The following is a 16651-nucleotide window of genomic DNA, read 5'->3' as shown; positions in this document are numbered from 1 at the left end:
CCCGTTTCTATTGAATTACTTGTGTAGTTTTATTTAAAATTTAGTGGCTTATATAATTTTACATTACTGTCATTCTGACGAAGGAAGAATCTCATAATATGGCTTAGATTCTTCATTTCACTTCGTTACATTCAGAATGACAGAGTCATAATAATAAAATAACCGCGTTAGTGCAAAATTGTATGTAATTACCTAAAATTTTATCACAAATAATTTTTCCCAATAAAAATCAACAGGTCTCCTTTTTCATAGGTAATGGAAACCTCATCTTCCACTGCAAAGTTTCGGGTTCCGATTCTTGCGGTAATGTCTAAACTTCCATTATTCAAAGGCCAATTCAATCCTGTTGTTGTAATATTCTCAGCTGCAGGAAATGGATATAGTGAGATCATCTTATCTTTTATTCCTTTTACCGTAAAGTTTTTTGAAATGAAATAATATGCTGAAAATTCATCATAAAACTTCACTTCTAATCTATCTTTAAAAGCATAAGCAACTGTAAGATTTCCTAAAAAATGATCCTGTTCACCCCCACTACCTCCATAAACTTCTACATTCTTCCCTCCTTTTTCAATAATGATATCCAGTGCTTTATAAAAATCTGTATGATTCTGATCTGGTGTATGGATAAATTTTTCCTGATAAATATTTTCATCAGATCCGGAGTGAGAATCAAAATCACCGGAAATGAAGTCCAGCTTATCTAAAGGAAACCCTATTCTTTTGAGATAGTGAAAAGCACCGTCTGTACAGGCGATGAGGTCATAATGCTCTGGATTAGGGAAAAATTTTGGAGCTTCTCCGTTGATGAAAAGTAATACTTTATCTTTCATTCGGGTTCCAGTATTCTTCAGATTCGTTGTTGAGTTTTGATATATATCTTGCTAAAACAAAAAGATAATCTGACAATCTGTTTAAATATTTAATCAATTCCGGACGTACTTCTTCAGATTCATTTAAAAATACCAATGAACGTTCTGCTCTTCTGCAAATGGTTCTAGCGGCATGCAAAAATGTTGCAGGTTTTCCACCTCCGGGAAGGATAAAATACTGAAGTGGTTCCAATTTCTCATCAAAAGCATCCATCCATTGTTCCAGTTCTTCAATTTCTGTTTCTGAAATAATAATTGGAAGCCGTGATTTTCCGTTGGCCAGCATCAGTTTATCTACTGGAGTAGCTGCTTCTGAACCTACAGTAAATAAATCAAACTGAATTTTTTTCAGTTGTCTTAAAACTTCTTGATCTTCAATATGACTTTTTGCAATTCCAATGAACGAATTCAGTTCGTCTATATTTCCATAGCTGTCAACTCTCGCACTGGCTTTGGAAACTCTTGTTCCACCATAAAGTGCTGTCTGACCTTTATCTCCTGTTTTTGTATAAATTTTCATACTACTAAAATACTTTTTTTTGTACAATGTAAAAAGTAAAATATAGCAATAACATCCTATTCTATCTGAAAAACAGCCAACTGACATTAGGAATTAATGTCAGTTAATATTTGCATATGAGGGCTTTATATCTTTTGAATATAGCTTAAAAAGTATAATTAACATTTAGCTGAAAAGTGGTTCCGTTAAACCCAAACTGGTTCACCTCCCAAGGATATTTGAACCTTCCTCCAAGATCTGTTACGATATCTCCTTTACTATCTATAACATCCGGGTAGATATTAAATAAATTATTGACAACTCCGGAAACTTTAAGGTCTTTCGTGATTTTATAGGTTAAAACGATGTCTGTAATTACTTTACCAGAAAATGTCTGATCTTTGGCAGGATCGGTCGCATGCTGCCATGTAACAGAACCAAAGTACGTATTATTTAAGTTAAAATTAAACTTTGAAATATCATAAGAAAGACTAAGAATAGTTTTTGTTTTTGGTCTTGCAGAAATAATTCTGGATTGCTCTTTTCTATCAAAAAAGTTTTCAGAGTATCCGTTTTCAGCTAAAATAGACGGAACGGCAATATTATCTACTATTTTAGTCTCATTATAATTGAAAGCAGCAATAATCCCCAGTCTTCCTTTACCTATAAAAGAATTATAATTAGCTACGAAATCTACCCCTTCTGTAACGGTATTTACTGCATTGGTGAAAAACTTCAAAGAGGTTATTTTATTATTATCTAAAATTACTTCTACAGGGTTTGTAGTATCCGGACTACCCGGAGCCCCGGTCTTATAACCAATATCGCCTGAGAAAAGGACCCGGTCTTTAATTTTTATTCTATAATAATCTGCTGTAATAGTAAGGTTTTTAAAAGGTTTTACGGCAAACCCTCCAGTAATGTTAAAGGCTTTTTCAGCATTTAATTTTGGGACACCAAGGTCAGATCTTACAATTTGAGAATCGTTATTGAAGGTTCCTTGATTAGCTACGGTATTTCCTGTAATCTTGGTTTGAACATTGGAATAATAAATTTGGTGTAATGAAGGTGCTCGAAACCCTGTAGAAACAGATCCTCGAAAAACTAATTTATCATCCAGTAATTTATACCTTGCATTTCCTTTCCAGGAAACATTATTTCCAAAATCACTAAAATTTTCATATCTCACCGTTCCTCCGATCAGCAGGTTTTTCGTAACATCCCATTCAGCATTCATATAAGCTCCAATATTCTGGCGATTTTTATTGACTTCATTTTGAGGCTGCAATCCCGGAAATGACTCTGCACCAGTTCCTATATACGAAGCTTGCTCTCCTGCCGTTGCCTGATAATTTTCATTACGCACTTCAACTCCAGCTCCTAAAACAAACGTCCCAAAATTTCGGTTGATATCTATATTTCCTATAATATTACTAAACTGATGACCACCTGCTTTAAAACGGGTTGGTGAATTTACACCCAAAGATGTATTAATGGTATTTCCTACAACATAATTTACCGCATTAGAGCCAAAGGTCGCACTTCCATCAAAACTCCATTTTCCAAACATACCTTTCCATCCGGAGGTTAAATTATAATCATAAACATCTGTTTTAAATTCTGGTTGAAATCCATTATAAGGCTGTCCTTTTGGAGTTAATAAGCCAAAATCTGAAGTTACCCAATAAGGTGTTCTATACAAACCATAACTGGTTCCATTCCTATAAGTTGTACCCCCAAAAGCATAAAATTTGCCTGTTTCTCCTGTTGGCAATTCAAAATTCACAAACATATTAGCAACTTTTGTCTCCGGCTGTCCTATAATCATTCCTAAACCAGGATTGGCTTGAGTCCAGGCATTCTCCACCCCAAAAAGATCATCTTTTGTAATAGAACCTGCACGGTTCGTTTTATTTTGGGAAGAATATCCTAATGTAAGATTCAAGCTTCCATTTTTCGCCACTCTTATTCCTGTATTAAAATCTGCTCCGATATTAAAGCCATCTCCTTTTGAGGTAATACCTGAAAAAAGATTGACTGTACTTTTTCCAACACTGTTCTTAAGAATTATATTGATTACTCCAGCAATAGCATCAGAACCATATTGTGCAGAGGCGCCGTCTCTCAATACCTCTACATTCTGTAAGGCGGCAGATGGAATACTTTTCAGATCCGTACCTACCTCACCTTTTCCTGGTGTATCATTTACATAAATTAAAGCACTTTGATTTTTTCTTTTACCATTAACCAAAACTAATGTTCTGGAAGGTCCTAGTCCTCTTAAATCTGCCGGATCAAAATGAGCTGTAGCATCAGAAACAGTTTGCTGTGATGAATTAAAAGAGGGCACAGAATAGGTTAAAGCTTTATCAAAAGTAACCTGTCCTGTGGATTTTAGCTGTACAGCCGAAATATTATCAATAGGAATTGCCGAAGTAATGATGGTTCTGGGTTTAGTTCTCCCCGTAGTAACCACTACTTCATCAATATTATTTTCTTTTACAGTTTCCTGAGCATATGCAATAGTACCCGCTCCGCTTAATACTAATGCATAGATTTTTTTATTAAAGATTTTCTTTTTCATATCAAGTATTAATAATTAAATAGTTTTATAAAATTATTAAATACTTAACATAAAAATCAAACATGTAATAAAAATACCATTCAAAACATAATAAAATATTATTAATATGTAAAAATAAAAACTCGGTTTATAAAATATAAAATAACTTATTAATCGTCTAAAAAGAAATATAACAATCACTTTGCATTTTATATGAAAAATAATTAACTAATGTTACCAAATATCATAATTTTATTCCTTCAGACAAATAGTGTAACCTCGTAATTACTGGGCACAAAAAATGGCCGGGAGAAACCGGCCATATCCAAATTATTTATTTACCTCTACATATTGTATGATGGTCTGATTTTTTGGGTTGTAGATAATAGTACTACTGTTGGGAAATCTTTTCAGCTTATAATACCGAATGCTTTTATCGGTTTTAATATCTTCTAAAAAGCTTGTATCAAAAGTATTATCAGGAAGAAATTTTGAAAGAAGGCTTATTTTATTAATGATGCTTTGTCCATCAATTTTTCTTGCTGTTTTATCTGATTTTTCTTCATTAGAAGTGGGCTGTTTTTCTAAAAAGGGAAGCAATACGGCAATGTCTGCTTTATATTTAAAAATATAGCCTTCAGTTCCTGTAGGAAGTTTTATTTTTTTCCCTTTTTCTTCTGAAATCATCTCAGTTCCGGCATTAGGAAAAACAGTATTAAATTTAACATCCTCAGAATTAGTCAATGAATTAATAGATTCATTGACTGTTTTTTTAACAGTCTCTTCTACTGCTTCCTGAGCTTTCTGTTGTACTTTTTCTGTGGTTTCCTGAACCGTCTGATCTATTTTTTCTTCAATTTTATTACATGATACTAATAAAAAAGTGGCCATTACAGGCAAAACATACTTCTTCATAATTCTAAATAATCATTTTCTTTTCATTAATATACTTCTCTTAAACGGAAAAGTAGCCTTCAATATTTTAGCAAAGAAATAAAATATTTTTTCAGCATCAAAAATCCTACTGACAAACTGTTGTCATCACCCGCTCTTACCTTTGTATCAACAATAACAAACAAAAACAATACATTATGACAACTACAGCAACAGCAACCCAGCAATTCATGACTTCTGAGCAATTATTAAAAGACTGGCAAGGTCACAGAAACCTTACAAGAAGAGTGATTGAAGCTTTTCCTGAAAAAGAATTATTTGAATTTTCAATTGGTGGAATGAGGCCATTCGCTAAAATGGCAGTGGAACTCATTTCTATCGGAGGCACAGCTTTGAAAGGAATTATTGAGAACAATGTGGAAGCTTATAGCGAAGAAGCTTTTAACCCAAAAACCAAAGAAGACATCCTGAAAAAATGGGATGAAGAAACTGAGGTGATCAACCATTATTTCAGACAAATTACTGAAGAGCGTTTCCAGGAGACTTTTAATTTATTTGGTCAATATGAGTTCCCGGTATACGAAAATATTCTTTATTTTATTGATAATGAAATTCATCACCGTGCACAAGGATATGTTTATCTGAGAGCTTTAGGGATAGAACCGCCTTTCTTCTGGGAGAGATTTTAATACAAAACAGACTTATAAACCATTTCATCTATTTGCCAATAAAAGTCAATTTACCTCAGCAGTTTTTGTTGAGGTTTTTTACTTATGTTTTTCTATCATTTTGACAAGAAGTTCATTCATTCTTGTCCTAAGACTCTCTGGTTCCAGAACTGTGGCATAGTCTGCAAAAGTGATAACCCAGCGGGGAAATCCATCATTAATCCATTCTGTTTCAAAAGTAAGCTCCATTCCCTGATCGGTTTCTACTTCTTCAATCAGACCATAATATTTCTTAGAATTAACAAGGTGAGCCATTATCTTTTTGTCTACCAAAAGTTTTGCCTGAACTTTATTGCCATGTGACTTTCTGTAATCGTTGATCTGACCGTATTCCTGCAAAAAAGGAATCTGTGTTTTAGAAATTTTTAGAATTCTATCTACTCTAAACTGCCTGAAATCTTTTCTCAATGTACAGTAGGCCATGATATACCAAAAATTAAATTCAAAGAAAATCCCGACTGCTTCGATCGTTCTATTCGTTACTCTTGAATCTACCGTTTGATATTCAATATTCAGCTGCGTTTTCTCTGCAATACTTTCCAAAATAATAGGAATGACATTCTTCAGAGAATCTTCCTCTTTCTGCTGGGTATGAACATTAAAAACATCAATTTGTTTTTCAATATTCTGTATTAAGTTTTTATCTGAATACCTCAATACTGAACGCACTTTTTCCATGGCGGTCTGGTAGTGATTTCCCAAACTCTGATGAGAAAATTTCTGCATCAGCTTTTCAGCAGTGATAAAACTCAAGACTTCTTCTTTCGTAAACATAATCGGCGGAAGTTTATAACCTTCCATCAGTGAATATCCGTTTCCTGCTTCTCCCACAATTGGAATTCCTGCATTCTCAAGGGTTTTTACATCCCGGTAAATAGTCCTTACACTCACATCAAATTTTTCAGCCAGATCCTGAGCCCTTACTACAGATTTAGACTGCAGCTGGGTAAGGATGGCTGTAACGCGGTCGAGTTTTTTTAGATAGTGATCGTTCATATTGCTTTAGCAAAGCTAAAATTCTTTTTTGAGGTATAGCTCATAATATAGCAGCTTTTTCATTAATTTTATTCTTGCAAAACAGGCCTATTTTTTATGCGTCATACCCATTTTATTCAAACTATTGAAAAGATTTTAAAGTTGGAACAACCAGTAATGGATGGGCTTATTTCCCACCTGGAAGCCAAAACTTACAGAAAGGGAGATTTCCTTTTAAAAGCAGATGAAACCTGCAGATATTTTTATTTTATTGAAAAAGGAATAGTCAAACTTTTCTTTGATAATGGTGACAAGGATTTTATTATGACATTCTTTACTGAAAATGCTTTTTTTGCTGAATTGAGTGGTTTTCTTACTGGCCAGCCATCAAAATATATGATTGTTGCTTTGGAATCCACTGAAGTGCTTCGTATCCATAAAGATATCATTGTGGATTTATGTAAAAAATACCATAGTGCAGAGACACTTTTCAGTAAATTATATTCAAAAGCTCCTGTTAATATGATGGGAAGAATCAGTGAAATGCTGGAAGATGATGGAAAAAAGCGATATCATAATTTTCTGGAACAAAGGCCGGATCTTATTCAACGTATCAGTCTTGGAGATCTCGCAGACTATATTGGGATCACACAGGTTTCTTTAAGCAGAATCAGGGCGCAAAAGTTGTAAATAATCCCGAAAGACTTCATTTTTTTCATTCTACATCCGATTTCTTTTCTACATATAATTTATCATTTGTAAAAAAAAGCCAGAAAATTCTATTCTACATTTGTCACATAATTAATCAAAAAAACAAATATTATGTCACAAAGAATCAATGCATTTGCAATGGGAAATAAAGCTGTAAATGCGCTGCAAAATATGGGATTTCAGGTACAAAATTCCTCCTTGGATAATCAGTTTTTAGAATTGTTATATTTCCGGGTTTCTCAAATAAACGGATGTACTTTTTGCCTTGATATGCATTCTAAAGAATTAAAAGCTAAAGGTGAAACGGAACAAAGGATATTTTTGGTAAGCGCATGGAGAGAATGCTCTTTTTATACGGATAAAGAAAAAGCCGGGCTGCTGTGGGCAGAAAGCTTAACAACCTTGAATGGTAAAGAAATCCCAGATGAAATCTATTCACAGGTAAGTCATCATTTTTCTGAAACTGAAATTATAGATCTTACCATGGCAGTTATTGCGATCAACAGCTACAATAGAATCAATATTGCCTTCGGAGCCAATGTAGGGACTTATCAGGTTCCTGAAAAAGTACATTAAAGATCTTATGAAAGATAAAAACCTCAGCTTAACTAGAGCTGAGGTTTAATTTTAATTTTCTTTAAGCGTATTTACCAATTTATCGAGATTTAAGCTTCTTGCCGAGGCATCGAAAATTTCACGGTAAGTACCTTCTTTACTGTACAGCTCATCATGAGTTCCGTTCTCTACTACCCTTCCTTTTTTCATCACATAAATGGTATCCGAATCTAAGATCTGCGATAATGAATGGGAAATAATGATCACAGTCCTTCCTTCTTTGATAGCATCTAAAGAATTCTTGATCTGTTCCGTTGCAATGGCATCCAAACTTGCTGTTGGCTCATCCAGGAATATAATAGGTGGGTTCTTCAAAAACAATCTTGCAATCGCAATTCTTTGTTGTTGTCCTCCTGAAAGCTGGGTAGCATCATGCTGGTAACCTGTAGGAAGATCCATGATCTGATCGTGCAGATATGCTTTTTTAGCAGCAGCCTGAATCTCCTCAAAAGTAGCATTCATATCTCCATAACGGATGTTGTCTTCAATACTTCCCTGAAAAATGTGATTTTTCTGAAGAACTAATCCAAGATCACTTCTCAGAAATGTATTATCAAATTCATTTAAGTTCACATCATCCAGCAGGATTTCTCCTGAGTCCGGCAGATAAAATTTACATAGAAGATTAATCACCGTGGATTTTCCTGCTCCACTTAATCCTACCAATGCTGTTGTTTTTCCATTTTCAATTTTCATGGAAACATCATGTAAGGCTGGCGTTCCATTAGGATAAGTAAAGTTGACATTTTTCAGTTCAAAAGTTCCTTTAATTTTCTTCTCCACAAAGTTTCCATTAGGTTCCACTTCATGATCGGCATTGAGGATATCAAAATATCCTTCAGCATAGATCATCGCATCGTTCATGTCATCATAGATTCTGTGCAATTGACGGATAGGCGCTGACACATTATTAAAAAGCATAATATGAAGCATAATGGCTCCAATAGTCATCTGCTGATCCAGTACAAGATAAACCGTTAAAAGAATAATTAAAACAACTCCAAACTGTTCAATGAAAGTTTTTAATCCGTCGTAAATAAAGTTAGTCTTCCTTGTGAACATCTGGCTTTCCATCAGCTGCATCTGGAGATCATATTGTTTTTTTCCTTCAAATTTTTCACGGACAAAACTTTTGATGACCATAATAGAATTGACCAGATTTAAAAGACCGGAAGTTTTCTTTTCTCTCTGATTTCTGAGCTGCCGGCGCACTCCGCTCAGCTTTTTGGCCTGCAGTGAGCTTATGTAAAAATAAATCGGAACAATAATAGTAGAAACCGCTCCTACATATACATTCTGCATATACATGATGATCAGTGCAATAATCGCGTTGGAAAAAAGAGGAAGAATATCAATGAAAAAATTTTGCACCAATTTGGTTAAACTCTCAATCCCACGGTCTATCCTGATCTGGAGTTTTCCGGATTCGTGGTTTTCATCATTGAAGTAAGCCACACGATAGCCCAAAATTTTATCAATGGCTGATTGTGCCAGCACCGAACTGACATTAATCCTGATTTTTTCCCCATAGAATTTCTGTCCGAAATTGATGAAAATATTCAATAATTCTTTTCCTAATAAAATAATGGAGATGATGATAAGGATATGAATTCCTTCTGTCATTGGATGTGGAAGATGGGTAAGTTTGGTTACCTCATCTACGGTATACTTCAATACAATTGGGTTAACCTGTGCCGCAAGAGCGCCAAGAAAAGTAAGAAACAATGTTCCATAAATCATTAATCGATAAGGTCTGATGAATGGAACAAGCTGCTTATAAATCCCGAATAAAGTAACTGTTCTGTTGAATGGTTTTGCCATAGGAATTATTTAAACTGAAAAACGTACCGTTTCGAAAAGAAAAGGTACGTTTTTATTATGATTTTTGGCAAATAAATCGCTTAGTATTACACTTTATTTTTTTAAACTTCCATCATCATTAATATATATATAAACTGATGATCTTTATCTGCAATTTTCCCTCCTGCTTTAACAAAGCTTTCCCAAATTCCACACCAATCTTCTGTATCTCTTTCATCAGGGGTATCCCACCGTATAATTGTAGAAAATTCATGATTTTTTAAATCTGTTAAAACCCCATATTCATTATCAAGAAAAACTTTAGTTCCAATCTTAATATTTTGAATAAATCTGAGAATATCCTGATTACCCTTCATACATATAGGTTGTCAGATAATGAAGCTCTGGCTGGCTTACTTTTTTAGATTCTGCCTCTGCTTGCTCCAGAGAATACTGTGAATTAATTTCTTTTTTCTGGAAAACAAATGAGTTATTTGCATTTTTATCCACCACTTCACTGAAGATATGTTCAATCTCTGAGTTGCCTAATGAAGCAAAACTAACATCTTCAAAGCCATGCATCAGTCTCAGATTATCATATTCCTTAAAGTTTTCATCAACAAATCCCTGCAGATGAGTTTTTGAATCAAAATTACCTGCCCAGATGTTATAGGCATATTTTTTCTTCTTGGGTTTATCTAAAATACTTTGGTATACGAAGTTTTCTCCAAGATAAGCTTCTCTTACCTGTGGGTCATTCGCAAGATCTTCCGGAAGTCCTTCTTTAAGGATCTTTCCTTCAAACATAATATACGTTTTGTTGGTAATGGCAAGAGTCTGTTGTACGTTGTGGTCAGTAATCAGAATTCCGATATTTTTATCTACAAGACTTCTTACAATCTTTTGAATATCTTCTACTGCAATCGGGTCTACGCCAGCGAAAGGTTCATCCAAAAGAATAAAATTCGGGCTTGTTGCCAAACAACGGGCAATCTCCGTTCTACGCCTTTCTCCTCCTGAAAGAAGATCCCCTCTGTTTTTACGAACGTGTTGTAAAGAAAACTCCTCGATCAGTTCATCACATTTGATTTGCTGTTCTCGTTTGGAAAGTTTTGTCAACTGCAATACTCCCATAATATTTTCCTCTACAGACAATTTTCTGAAAACGGAAGCTTCCTGTGCCAGATATCCGATTCCTTTTTGGGCTCTTCGGTACATGGCATCTGTAGTAATCTCCTGTTTATCCAAGAAAATTTTTCCTGAAGTAGGCTTAACCAACCCTACAATCATATAAAACGATGTGGTTTTTCCTGCTCCGTTCGGACCAAGCAAACCAACAATTTCTCCCTGCTGAACCTGTACAGAAACGCCTTTTACAACTTTTTTAGGACCGTATTCTTTGATTAAGTTTTCTCCTCGTAAAATCATAGGGCAAATATATCAAAAATATAAACTTCACTTATATCTTAATGTAAACTTGTTGATCTAAAATTTGAAACCTTTTAGCATTCAGTGTTTGTAACTTTTAATAATTTAGATCTACTTATTATAAAAATATTCAATCAATTACAAATACTAAGAAATGGAAAATTACGGTTACACAAAAACAGAAAATACAGGACCCCAACAACAGACGAATATCCCTTACCGTTCAGAGAAAAAACTTCCTGCAGCCCTATTAGGTATTCTTGTAGGCTGGCTGGGCTTAAATAAGTTTTATCTTGGATATACCAAAGAAGGAATTATCCAATTGGTTCTGAACATTGTTACCTGTGGCATTGCTTCTATTATTCCTTTTATTGAAGGCACATCTATCTTTGTATGGATGACAAACAGTTTGATGACACCTATGTTTATGGGAAAAAGCCTTGGTTATAATTAAACATCAACATAATGTGAAATATTTTCATTATTTTAGTCTAGCTAATTAATAAAATATTCACCATGAAAAAATTAAGTAAAAAAGAATTGAAGGATATCCATGGCGGGGGTATTCGTTTTCCTGATTCACAAGGTAACTGTCCGTTTGGTTGGTACCTATGCCCCACCAATGTTTGTGTGGATGATAAAGGTGGAGAAAGTCCTATTCGTGAAGGAAACCCTTATTACCATGCATGTTTTGGATAATAAAGTATCATTATAACAAAAAAGAGATTGCCTTAAGCAATCTCTTTTTTGTTGAGGTAATTTCTATTATTTATTAAGGATCATTGCTGCTTCTTTAGCAAAATAAGTAAAGATCATATCTGCACCTGCTCTTTTGAAACATGTAAGATTTTCAATAATCGTCTTGTCGTTATCCAGCCAACCGTTCTGAACCGCTGCTTTCACCATTGCATATTCACCACTTACATTATAAACAGCTATCGGAAGATCAATCGCTTCACGTACCTTGGAAACGATATCCAGATAAGGAAGTCCAGGCTTAATCATAATCACATCCGCTCCTTCATCAATATCTTTAAATACTTCGTTCAAAGCTTCACGAGTATTGTGGAAATCCATCTGATATGTTTTTTTATCTTTTGGAATTTCAACATTTTCTTTAGGGGCACTATCTAAAGCACTTCTAAAAGGCCCGTAGAAAGAACTTGCATATTTTGCAGCATAGCTTACAATACCCACATCTGTGAATCCACTTTGTTCCAATGCTTCACGGATCACCTGTACTCTTCCATCCATCATATCGCTTGGTGCTACAAGATCTGCTCCTGCTTCCGCATGAGATACTGACATTCTTGCCAATGCCTCGTTCGTTGCATCATTTAGAATTTTTCCATTTTCAATAATACCGTCGTGTCCATAGATTGAATAAGGATCTAAAGCTACATCAGGCATTACCACCATTCCCGGAACAGCATCTTTGATGGCTTTGATGGTATTCTGCATCAATCCGTTTTGGTTCCACGCTTCTTTTCCGGTATTGTCTTTCAGATGTTCGGATACCTTCATGTACAAATTGACAGCTTTTACGCCTAAAGAAAATAATTCCTTACATTCTTTTACTGTTAAATCGATGCTTCGCCTGAAAATTCCCGGCATCGATGGGATCGGTTCCTGCATGTTTTCGCCCTCCATTACGAAGATCGGCATTACAAAATCATCAGTTGTAAGCACATTTTCTCTTACCAAACTTCTGATAGATTCATTAACTCTAAGTCTTCTATTTCTTGAATGTATCATTTTGGAATACTTTTTGAATAAGTTTGTACAAATTTACTATAAGTTATACAAAAAACTATTGTATGAAATTATAGAATTTGTTATATTTGTTATATATATTCGAGAAATTATAAATTTGATGAAAAAACTTTTACTTTTATTTTTATTTGTAGGCGCTTTTGTTGGATTTTCCAACAATTTACAAGCTCAGCTTAGAGAGCCGGGTTCCATCACTCAGAAAGCAGATGATGGTGTTTTGCTTGCCTATCCAAATCCTGCAAAGGATTTCCTTATTATTAAGGCAAAAGATTCTTCTTTAAGAATCAAAAGTGTGACCTTTTATTCTATTTTGGGTATGCAAGTTGCCAATTATACAGTCAATATGAACTCCGGAGAGATTAATATTGAAAAATTAAAACCCGGAAAATATCTGATTCGTTATATTTTGAGCGACAATACGCAGAAAGTTACTCAAATCGTGAAACAATAAATTAAGATCCTGATAATCATCAGGATTTTTTCTTTTATACCAATCTCGTTTAATATTTCCGTAACTTTAAGGACTTTTTTATACTAATTGTAAAAATAACTTAATGCTAAAAGCTGAACATATTAAAAAGACCTATAATACTGGAAAAAAGGTTGCATTGGATGATTTCAGCATCCATGTTCCTAAAGGCAGTATCTACGGACTTTTAGGGCCCAACGGAGCCGGAAAAACCTCATTCATCCGTATCATTAACCAAATTACCCAGGCAGACTCCGGAGAGATCTTTATCAATGGAGAAAAACTGAACCCCAACCACATTAAAGATATTGGTTATATGCCCGAAGAAAGAGGGCTATACAAAAACATGAGTGTAGGCGATCAGATCCTCTATTTCGGAGAACTGAAAGGAATGAGTAAAAATGATGCTCTGAATGAAGCCAAAAAATGGTTTGACAAGCTGAATATCGATCAGTGGTGGAAGAAAAAGCTTTCTGAACTGTCTAAAGGAATGGCTCAAAAAATCCAGTTTGTGGTAACGGTGCTTCACAGACCTCATCTTTTAATTCTCGACGAACCTTTCTCTGGTTTCGATCCTGTAAATGCCAACCTCATCAAAGACCAAATCATTGATCTTAAGAATAACGGAACTACCATTATTCTTTCTACCCACAGAATGGAAAGTGTGGAGGAAATGTGTGACTATGTGGCATTGATTAACAACTCCAAGAAAATTATAGACGGAAGGGTTTTTGATGTGAGAGAAAAATTCAAAAAAAATATTTTTGGAATTACACTTTCCGAAGTCAACAATGAACAACTGGAAAGTTTCAAAAATAAGTATGAGCTTTTCAACTTTTCCAATGAGAACAGCCTGGTTTCTTTTGACCTGAAAAATGAAGCAGATCAGAATAATATTCTTCTCGATCTTGTACATGTAGGAAAAGTAAGATCATTTGACGAAAGAATTCCTAGCATGAATGAAGTGTTTATTAACGCCGTAAGTAACCATTCTTAATTTTATGAAAAATATTTTTTTAATTACAAAGAGGGAGTTTCTTACACAGGTTAAGAAAAAATCCTTTATCATATTGACTTTGCTGGCTCCTGTTATGATTATTGCTTTTGGTGCAGTGATCGGATTAATGTTTAAAGCTAACGAATCACATAGCGTTATTGAAGTGGTTGACAGAAGTGGTTTATTCATCAATCAATTGAAGTCTAATGATAAGCTAAACTATGTATTTGTTTCCGCAGCAGACGAAAAATCTAAGATCAATAACTTAAAAGGAAATGAATCTCTGGATGGAATCTTAATTTTACCTGAATTAAAAGGGCAGAATTATGAAGAGCTTGAAACTGGAACAAGATTGATTATCAACAGTAAAATGGGCTTTGATACCAAGCAGAAAATTGTTTCTGATATAAGTAATGTTGTTAAAAAGGAAAAAATCAAGCAATTAGGAATTCAGGAAACTCAGCTGAATGATCTGGATAAGAGTTTCAGCCTGAAAACCATTAATGTTGCTGATAATAATAAGGAAGATTCTGATCTTACTTTTGGTGTTAAATCCGGACTTAGCATGGTACTGATGTATGTTACTTTCATGTTTATTATTATCTATGGAGTAAGGGTAATGCGAAGCGTTCTGGAGGAAAAGAATAACCGTGTTGTAGAGATCATTATTTCTTCAGTAAAACCTTTTGAACTAATGATGGGTAAAATACTTGGAGTAACTCTGGTTGCCCTTACCCAGTTTCTGATCTGGATCACCATGTCTGTAATTGGAGCTTTGGTTTTAAATACCGGATTCTCTCCTCTTCAGCAAAATGTTCCTGGTGCCAACGAGCAAATTGCAAGTAAATTAGATATGACGCAGCTTGCTACTCAGATTTCTCATAGTTTACTGGAGTTAAATTTCCCATTGATTATTTTTGTCTTCATCGTTTTCTTCCTTTTAGGATATATTTTCTACAGTTCCATTTATGCAGCGATTGGCTCTGCTGTGGATAATGAAACGGAGACTCAGCAATTCACCTTATTTGCGATTTTACCATTAACACTGGGAATGTACGGAAGTTTTTCATTAATGAATAATCCTGATGGTCCTATGGGCTTCTGGTTGTCTATTATTCCGTTTACTTCACCGGTGGCCATGATTGCCAGAATACCTTTCGGAGTTCCGGCATGGCAGATTGCCTTATCTATTGCATTATTGCTGGCAACAACTGTCTTTATGATATTCCTTGCCGGAAAAATCTATCGTGTAGGAATTTTAATGTACGGAAATAAGGCTACTTTAAAGGAGCTTTGGAAATGGATTAAAGGTTAATCCTTACTCAGGAAGCTTATAAAATAAAAACTTAAAAAGGGGCAGATTTGCAAACACGCGAATCTGTCCTTTTTATTTTAGTATGAGATACTTGATCAATAAGAGCATTAATCTGCTTTCTTTACTACGAGAAACCAAAAGGATTTGATGCAAAGTTTTATAATAAAGCTCTATATTTTTAAGGAAGCAAAGATGGAATCAATTTCATTGATTCTTTTTAAGCAGACGGTTGATTGGCTGGATAGTTTTACTCCGTTTAGTATTATCTTAATTCAAAAGAAATCCCGGAAAGTAGTTTCCGGGATTTCTTATTTATATTCTGAATAAAATGTTTTATTTGAATATATAGCTTAAGGTAAGAGCTAACACCTGTTCAGACTTTTTCTTATCAGTACCTTTAGTTTCTTTTTTAAGGCCAGGATAAGTATCTCCAAGACCTAAGTCATATTTTAAAGCTACTTCAAGTTGTCTTTTATAACTATATCCTATTCCCAGTCCTATTCCCCAGTTAAAGCTGTTCGCTTTTCCATGCACCCCTGAAGGCTGCGAAGGATCAGTAACATCTGGATCATAATAAGGTCTGTTTGCAGGAACATCTTTAACATTTTGGCTCAACAAAAAGTTAAATCTAGGACCCAATAGTCCAAAGAATTCAGATTCTGCTTCCGAAAAATACCCTTTAAAGTAAAGTGGTACGCTCAGATAGTTATTCGCATATACTGCATTATACCCATCAAGATTCTTTGCATCACTATCTTTACCTGTTTCTCCTGCACCATAGTATGAAACTTCAGGCTGGATATAAAACTGGTTGGTCTTTCCTACGGGAATTAAGGCCAAGACTCCACCTTGAAAAGTGTATCTTGGGCCAGAAGGATTATGGGCGTTTGATACTCTTGAGTAGTTGAGTCCAGCTGTAACTCCGAATCTTGTATTATTCCACTGCACTTGTGCAAAGGATAATGTAGAAAGGACTAAAGCTGAGGTTAATAAAAGTTTTTTCATATTTTAT

At 34.6% G+C, this 16651-nt stretch carries 17 protein-coding genes and 1 pseudogene; 8 read left to right on the top strand and 10 right to left on the bottom strand.

Annotation, left to right across the window (positions count from 1 at the left end):
* Positions 1–203: 203 nt before the first annotated feature.
* The 4 genes from AC3HD6_RS01080 to AC3HD6_RS01065 all read right to left on the bottom strand — a co-directional run bounded on the left by AC3HD6_RS01080 (position 204) and on the right by AC3HD6_RS01065 (position 4849).
* Entirely contained in the window at positions 204–833 is a 630-nt protein-coding gene (locus AC3HD6_RS01080; protein WP_488894674.1) for a thiamine diphosphokinase, read from the bottom strand.
* On the bottom strand, positions 823–1392 hold the full coding sequence (locus AC3HD6_RS01075) for a cob(I)yrinic acid a,c-diamide adenosyltransferase (protein WP_488894673.1): 570 nt from the start codon (positions 1390–1392) through the stop codon (positions 823–825). The genes AC3HD6_RS01080 and AC3HD6_RS01075 overlap by 11 nt, the downstream gene beginning before the upstream one ends.
* 145 nt (positions 1393–1537) lie before the next feature.
* On the bottom strand, positions 1538–3955 hold the full coding sequence (locus AC3HD6_RS01070; RefSeq protein ID WP_488894672.1) for a TonB-dependent receptor plug domain-containing protein: 2418 nt from the start codon (positions 3953–3955) through the stop codon (positions 1538–1540).
* 309 nt (positions 3956–4264) lie between these two features.
* Positions 4265–4849 (bottom strand): hypothetical protein, encoded by a 585-nt coding sequence (locus AC3HD6_RS01065; protein WP_488894671.1) that lies wholly within the window; start codon positions 4847–4849, stop codon positions 4265–4267.
* A 176-nt stretch (positions 4850–5025) separates the two neighbouring features.
* Between AC3HD6_RS01065 and AC3HD6_RS01060 the strand changes: the two genes are divergently transcribed.
* Positions 5026–5517 (top strand): DinB family protein, encoded by a 492-nt coding sequence (locus tag AC3HD6_RS01060; RefSeq protein WP_488894670.1) that lies wholly within the window; start codon positions 5026–5028, stop codon positions 5515–5517.
* A gap of 78 nt (positions 5518–5595) precedes the next feature.
* Here the strand turns inward: AC3HD6_RS01060 and AC3HD6_RS01055 are convergent, their stop codons facing one another.
* The gene (locus tag AC3HD6_RS01055) at positions 5596–6552 is read right to left on the bottom strand and encodes a helix-turn-helix transcriptional regulator (RefSeq protein ID WP_488894669.1); all 957 of its coding nucleotides are present in this window, start codon (positions 6550–6552) and stop codon (positions 5596–5598) included.
* A 96-nt stretch (positions 6553–6648) separates the two neighbouring features.
* Here AC3HD6_RS01055 and AC3HD6_RS01050 point away from each other — a divergent pair, with 96 nt between their 5' ends.
* Both AC3HD6_RS01050 and AC3HD6_RS01045 read left to right on the top strand, forming a co-directional pair.
* Entirely contained in the window at positions 6649–7221 is a 573-nt protein-coding gene (locus AC3HD6_RS01050; protein WP_488894668.1) for a Crp/Fnr family transcriptional regulator, read from the top strand.
* A 132-nt stretch (positions 7222–7353) separates the two neighbouring features.
* On the top strand, positions 7354–7818 hold the full coding sequence (locus AC3HD6_RS01045; RefSeq protein ID WP_488894667.1) for a carboxymuconolactone decarboxylase family protein: 465 nt from the start codon (positions 7354–7356) through the stop codon (positions 7816–7818).
* 51 nt (positions 7819–7869) lie between these two features.
* On the opposite strand, the gene AC3HD6_RS01040 is transcribed toward AC3HD6_RS01045, so the two are convergent.
* The 3 genes and pseudogenes from AC3HD6_RS01040 to lptB form a co-directional block, all read right to left on the bottom strand.
* Positions 7870–9597, bottom strand: coding sequence for an ABC transporter ATP-binding protein (locus AC3HD6_RS01040; RefSeq protein WP_488895337.1), 1728 nt, complete (start codon positions 9595–9597; stop codon positions 7870–7872).
* A 182-nt stretch (positions 9598–9779) separates the two neighbouring features.
* Positions 9780–10034 carry a hypothetical protein gene (locus tag AC3HD6_RS01035; RefSeq protein WP_488894666.1) on the bottom strand — a complete coding sequence of 85 codons (255 nt, stop codon included), beginning with the start codon at positions 10032–10034 and terminating at the stop codon, positions 9780–9782.
* A 325-nt stretch (positions 10035–10359) separates the two neighbouring features.
* Positions 10360–11085, bottom strand: a pseudogene (lptB, locus tag AC3HD6_RS01030) (LPS export ABC transporter ATP-binding protein); the annotation flags it as partial.
* 154 nt (positions 11086–11239) lie between these two features.
* Here lptB and AC3HD6_RS01025 point away from each other — a divergent pair.
* Both AC3HD6_RS01025 and AC3HD6_RS01020 read left to right on the top strand, forming a co-directional pair.
* On the top strand, positions 11240–11539 hold the full coding sequence (locus AC3HD6_RS01025) for a TM2 domain-containing protein (RefSeq protein WP_488894665.1): 300 nt from the start codon (positions 11240–11242) through the stop codon (positions 11537–11539).
* Positions 11540–11601: 62 nt separating this feature from the next.
* The gene (locus AC3HD6_RS01020) at positions 11602–11784 is read left to right on the top strand and encodes a hypothetical protein (protein ID WP_488894664.1); all 183 of its coding nucleotides are present in this window, start codon (positions 11602–11604) and stop codon (positions 11782–11784) included.
* Positions 11785–11850: 66 nt separating this feature from the next.
* On the opposite strand, the gene hemB is transcribed toward AC3HD6_RS01020, so the two are convergent.
* The gene (gene hemB / locus AC3HD6_RS01015; protein WP_488894663.1) at positions 11851–12840 is read right to left on the bottom strand and encodes a porphobilinogen synthase; all 990 of its coding nucleotides are present in this window, start codon (positions 12838–12840) and stop codon (positions 11851–11853) included.
* Between the two features lie 118 nt (positions 12841–12958).
* Between hemB and AC3HD6_RS01010 the strand changes: the two genes are divergently transcribed.
* The 3 genes from AC3HD6_RS01010 to AC3HD6_RS01000 all read left to right on the top strand — a co-directional run bounded on the left by AC3HD6_RS01010 (position 12959) and on the right by AC3HD6_RS01000 (position 15639).
* A complete protein-coding gene (locus AC3HD6_RS01010) occupies positions 12959–13309 on the top strand; it encodes a T9SS type A sorting domain-containing protein (RefSeq protein ID WP_488894662.1) in 351 nt (116 codons plus the stop codon).
* Positions 13310–13412: 103 nt separating this feature from the next.
* Positions 13413–14324, top strand: a complete 912-nt coding sequence (locus AC3HD6_RS01005; RefSeq protein ID WP_488894661.1) for an ABC transporter ATP-binding protein — start codon at positions 13413–13415, stop codon at positions 14322–14324.
* Positions 14325–14328: 4 nt separating this feature from the next.
* Positions 14329–15639 carry an ABC transporter permease gene (locus tag AC3HD6_RS01000; protein ID WP_488894660.1) on the top strand — a complete coding sequence of 437 codons (1311 nt, stop codon included), beginning with the start codon at positions 14329–14331 and terminating at the stop codon, positions 15637–15639.
* 333 nt (positions 15640–15972) lie between these two features.
* Here AC3HD6_RS01000 and AC3HD6_RS00995 read toward each other — a convergent pair whose 3' ends face one another.
* Positions 15973–16644: a porin family protein gene (locus AC3HD6_RS00995; RefSeq protein ID WP_068944367.1), complete on the bottom strand. Its 672-nt coding sequence runs from the start codon at positions 16642–16644 to the stop codon at positions 15973–15975.
* Positions 16645–16651: the final 7 nt, after the last annotated feature.

Source organism: Chryseobacterium sp. II3a (genome assembly GCF_057815135.1).
This window is presented reverse-complemented; position numbering and strand designations above follow the sequence as displayed.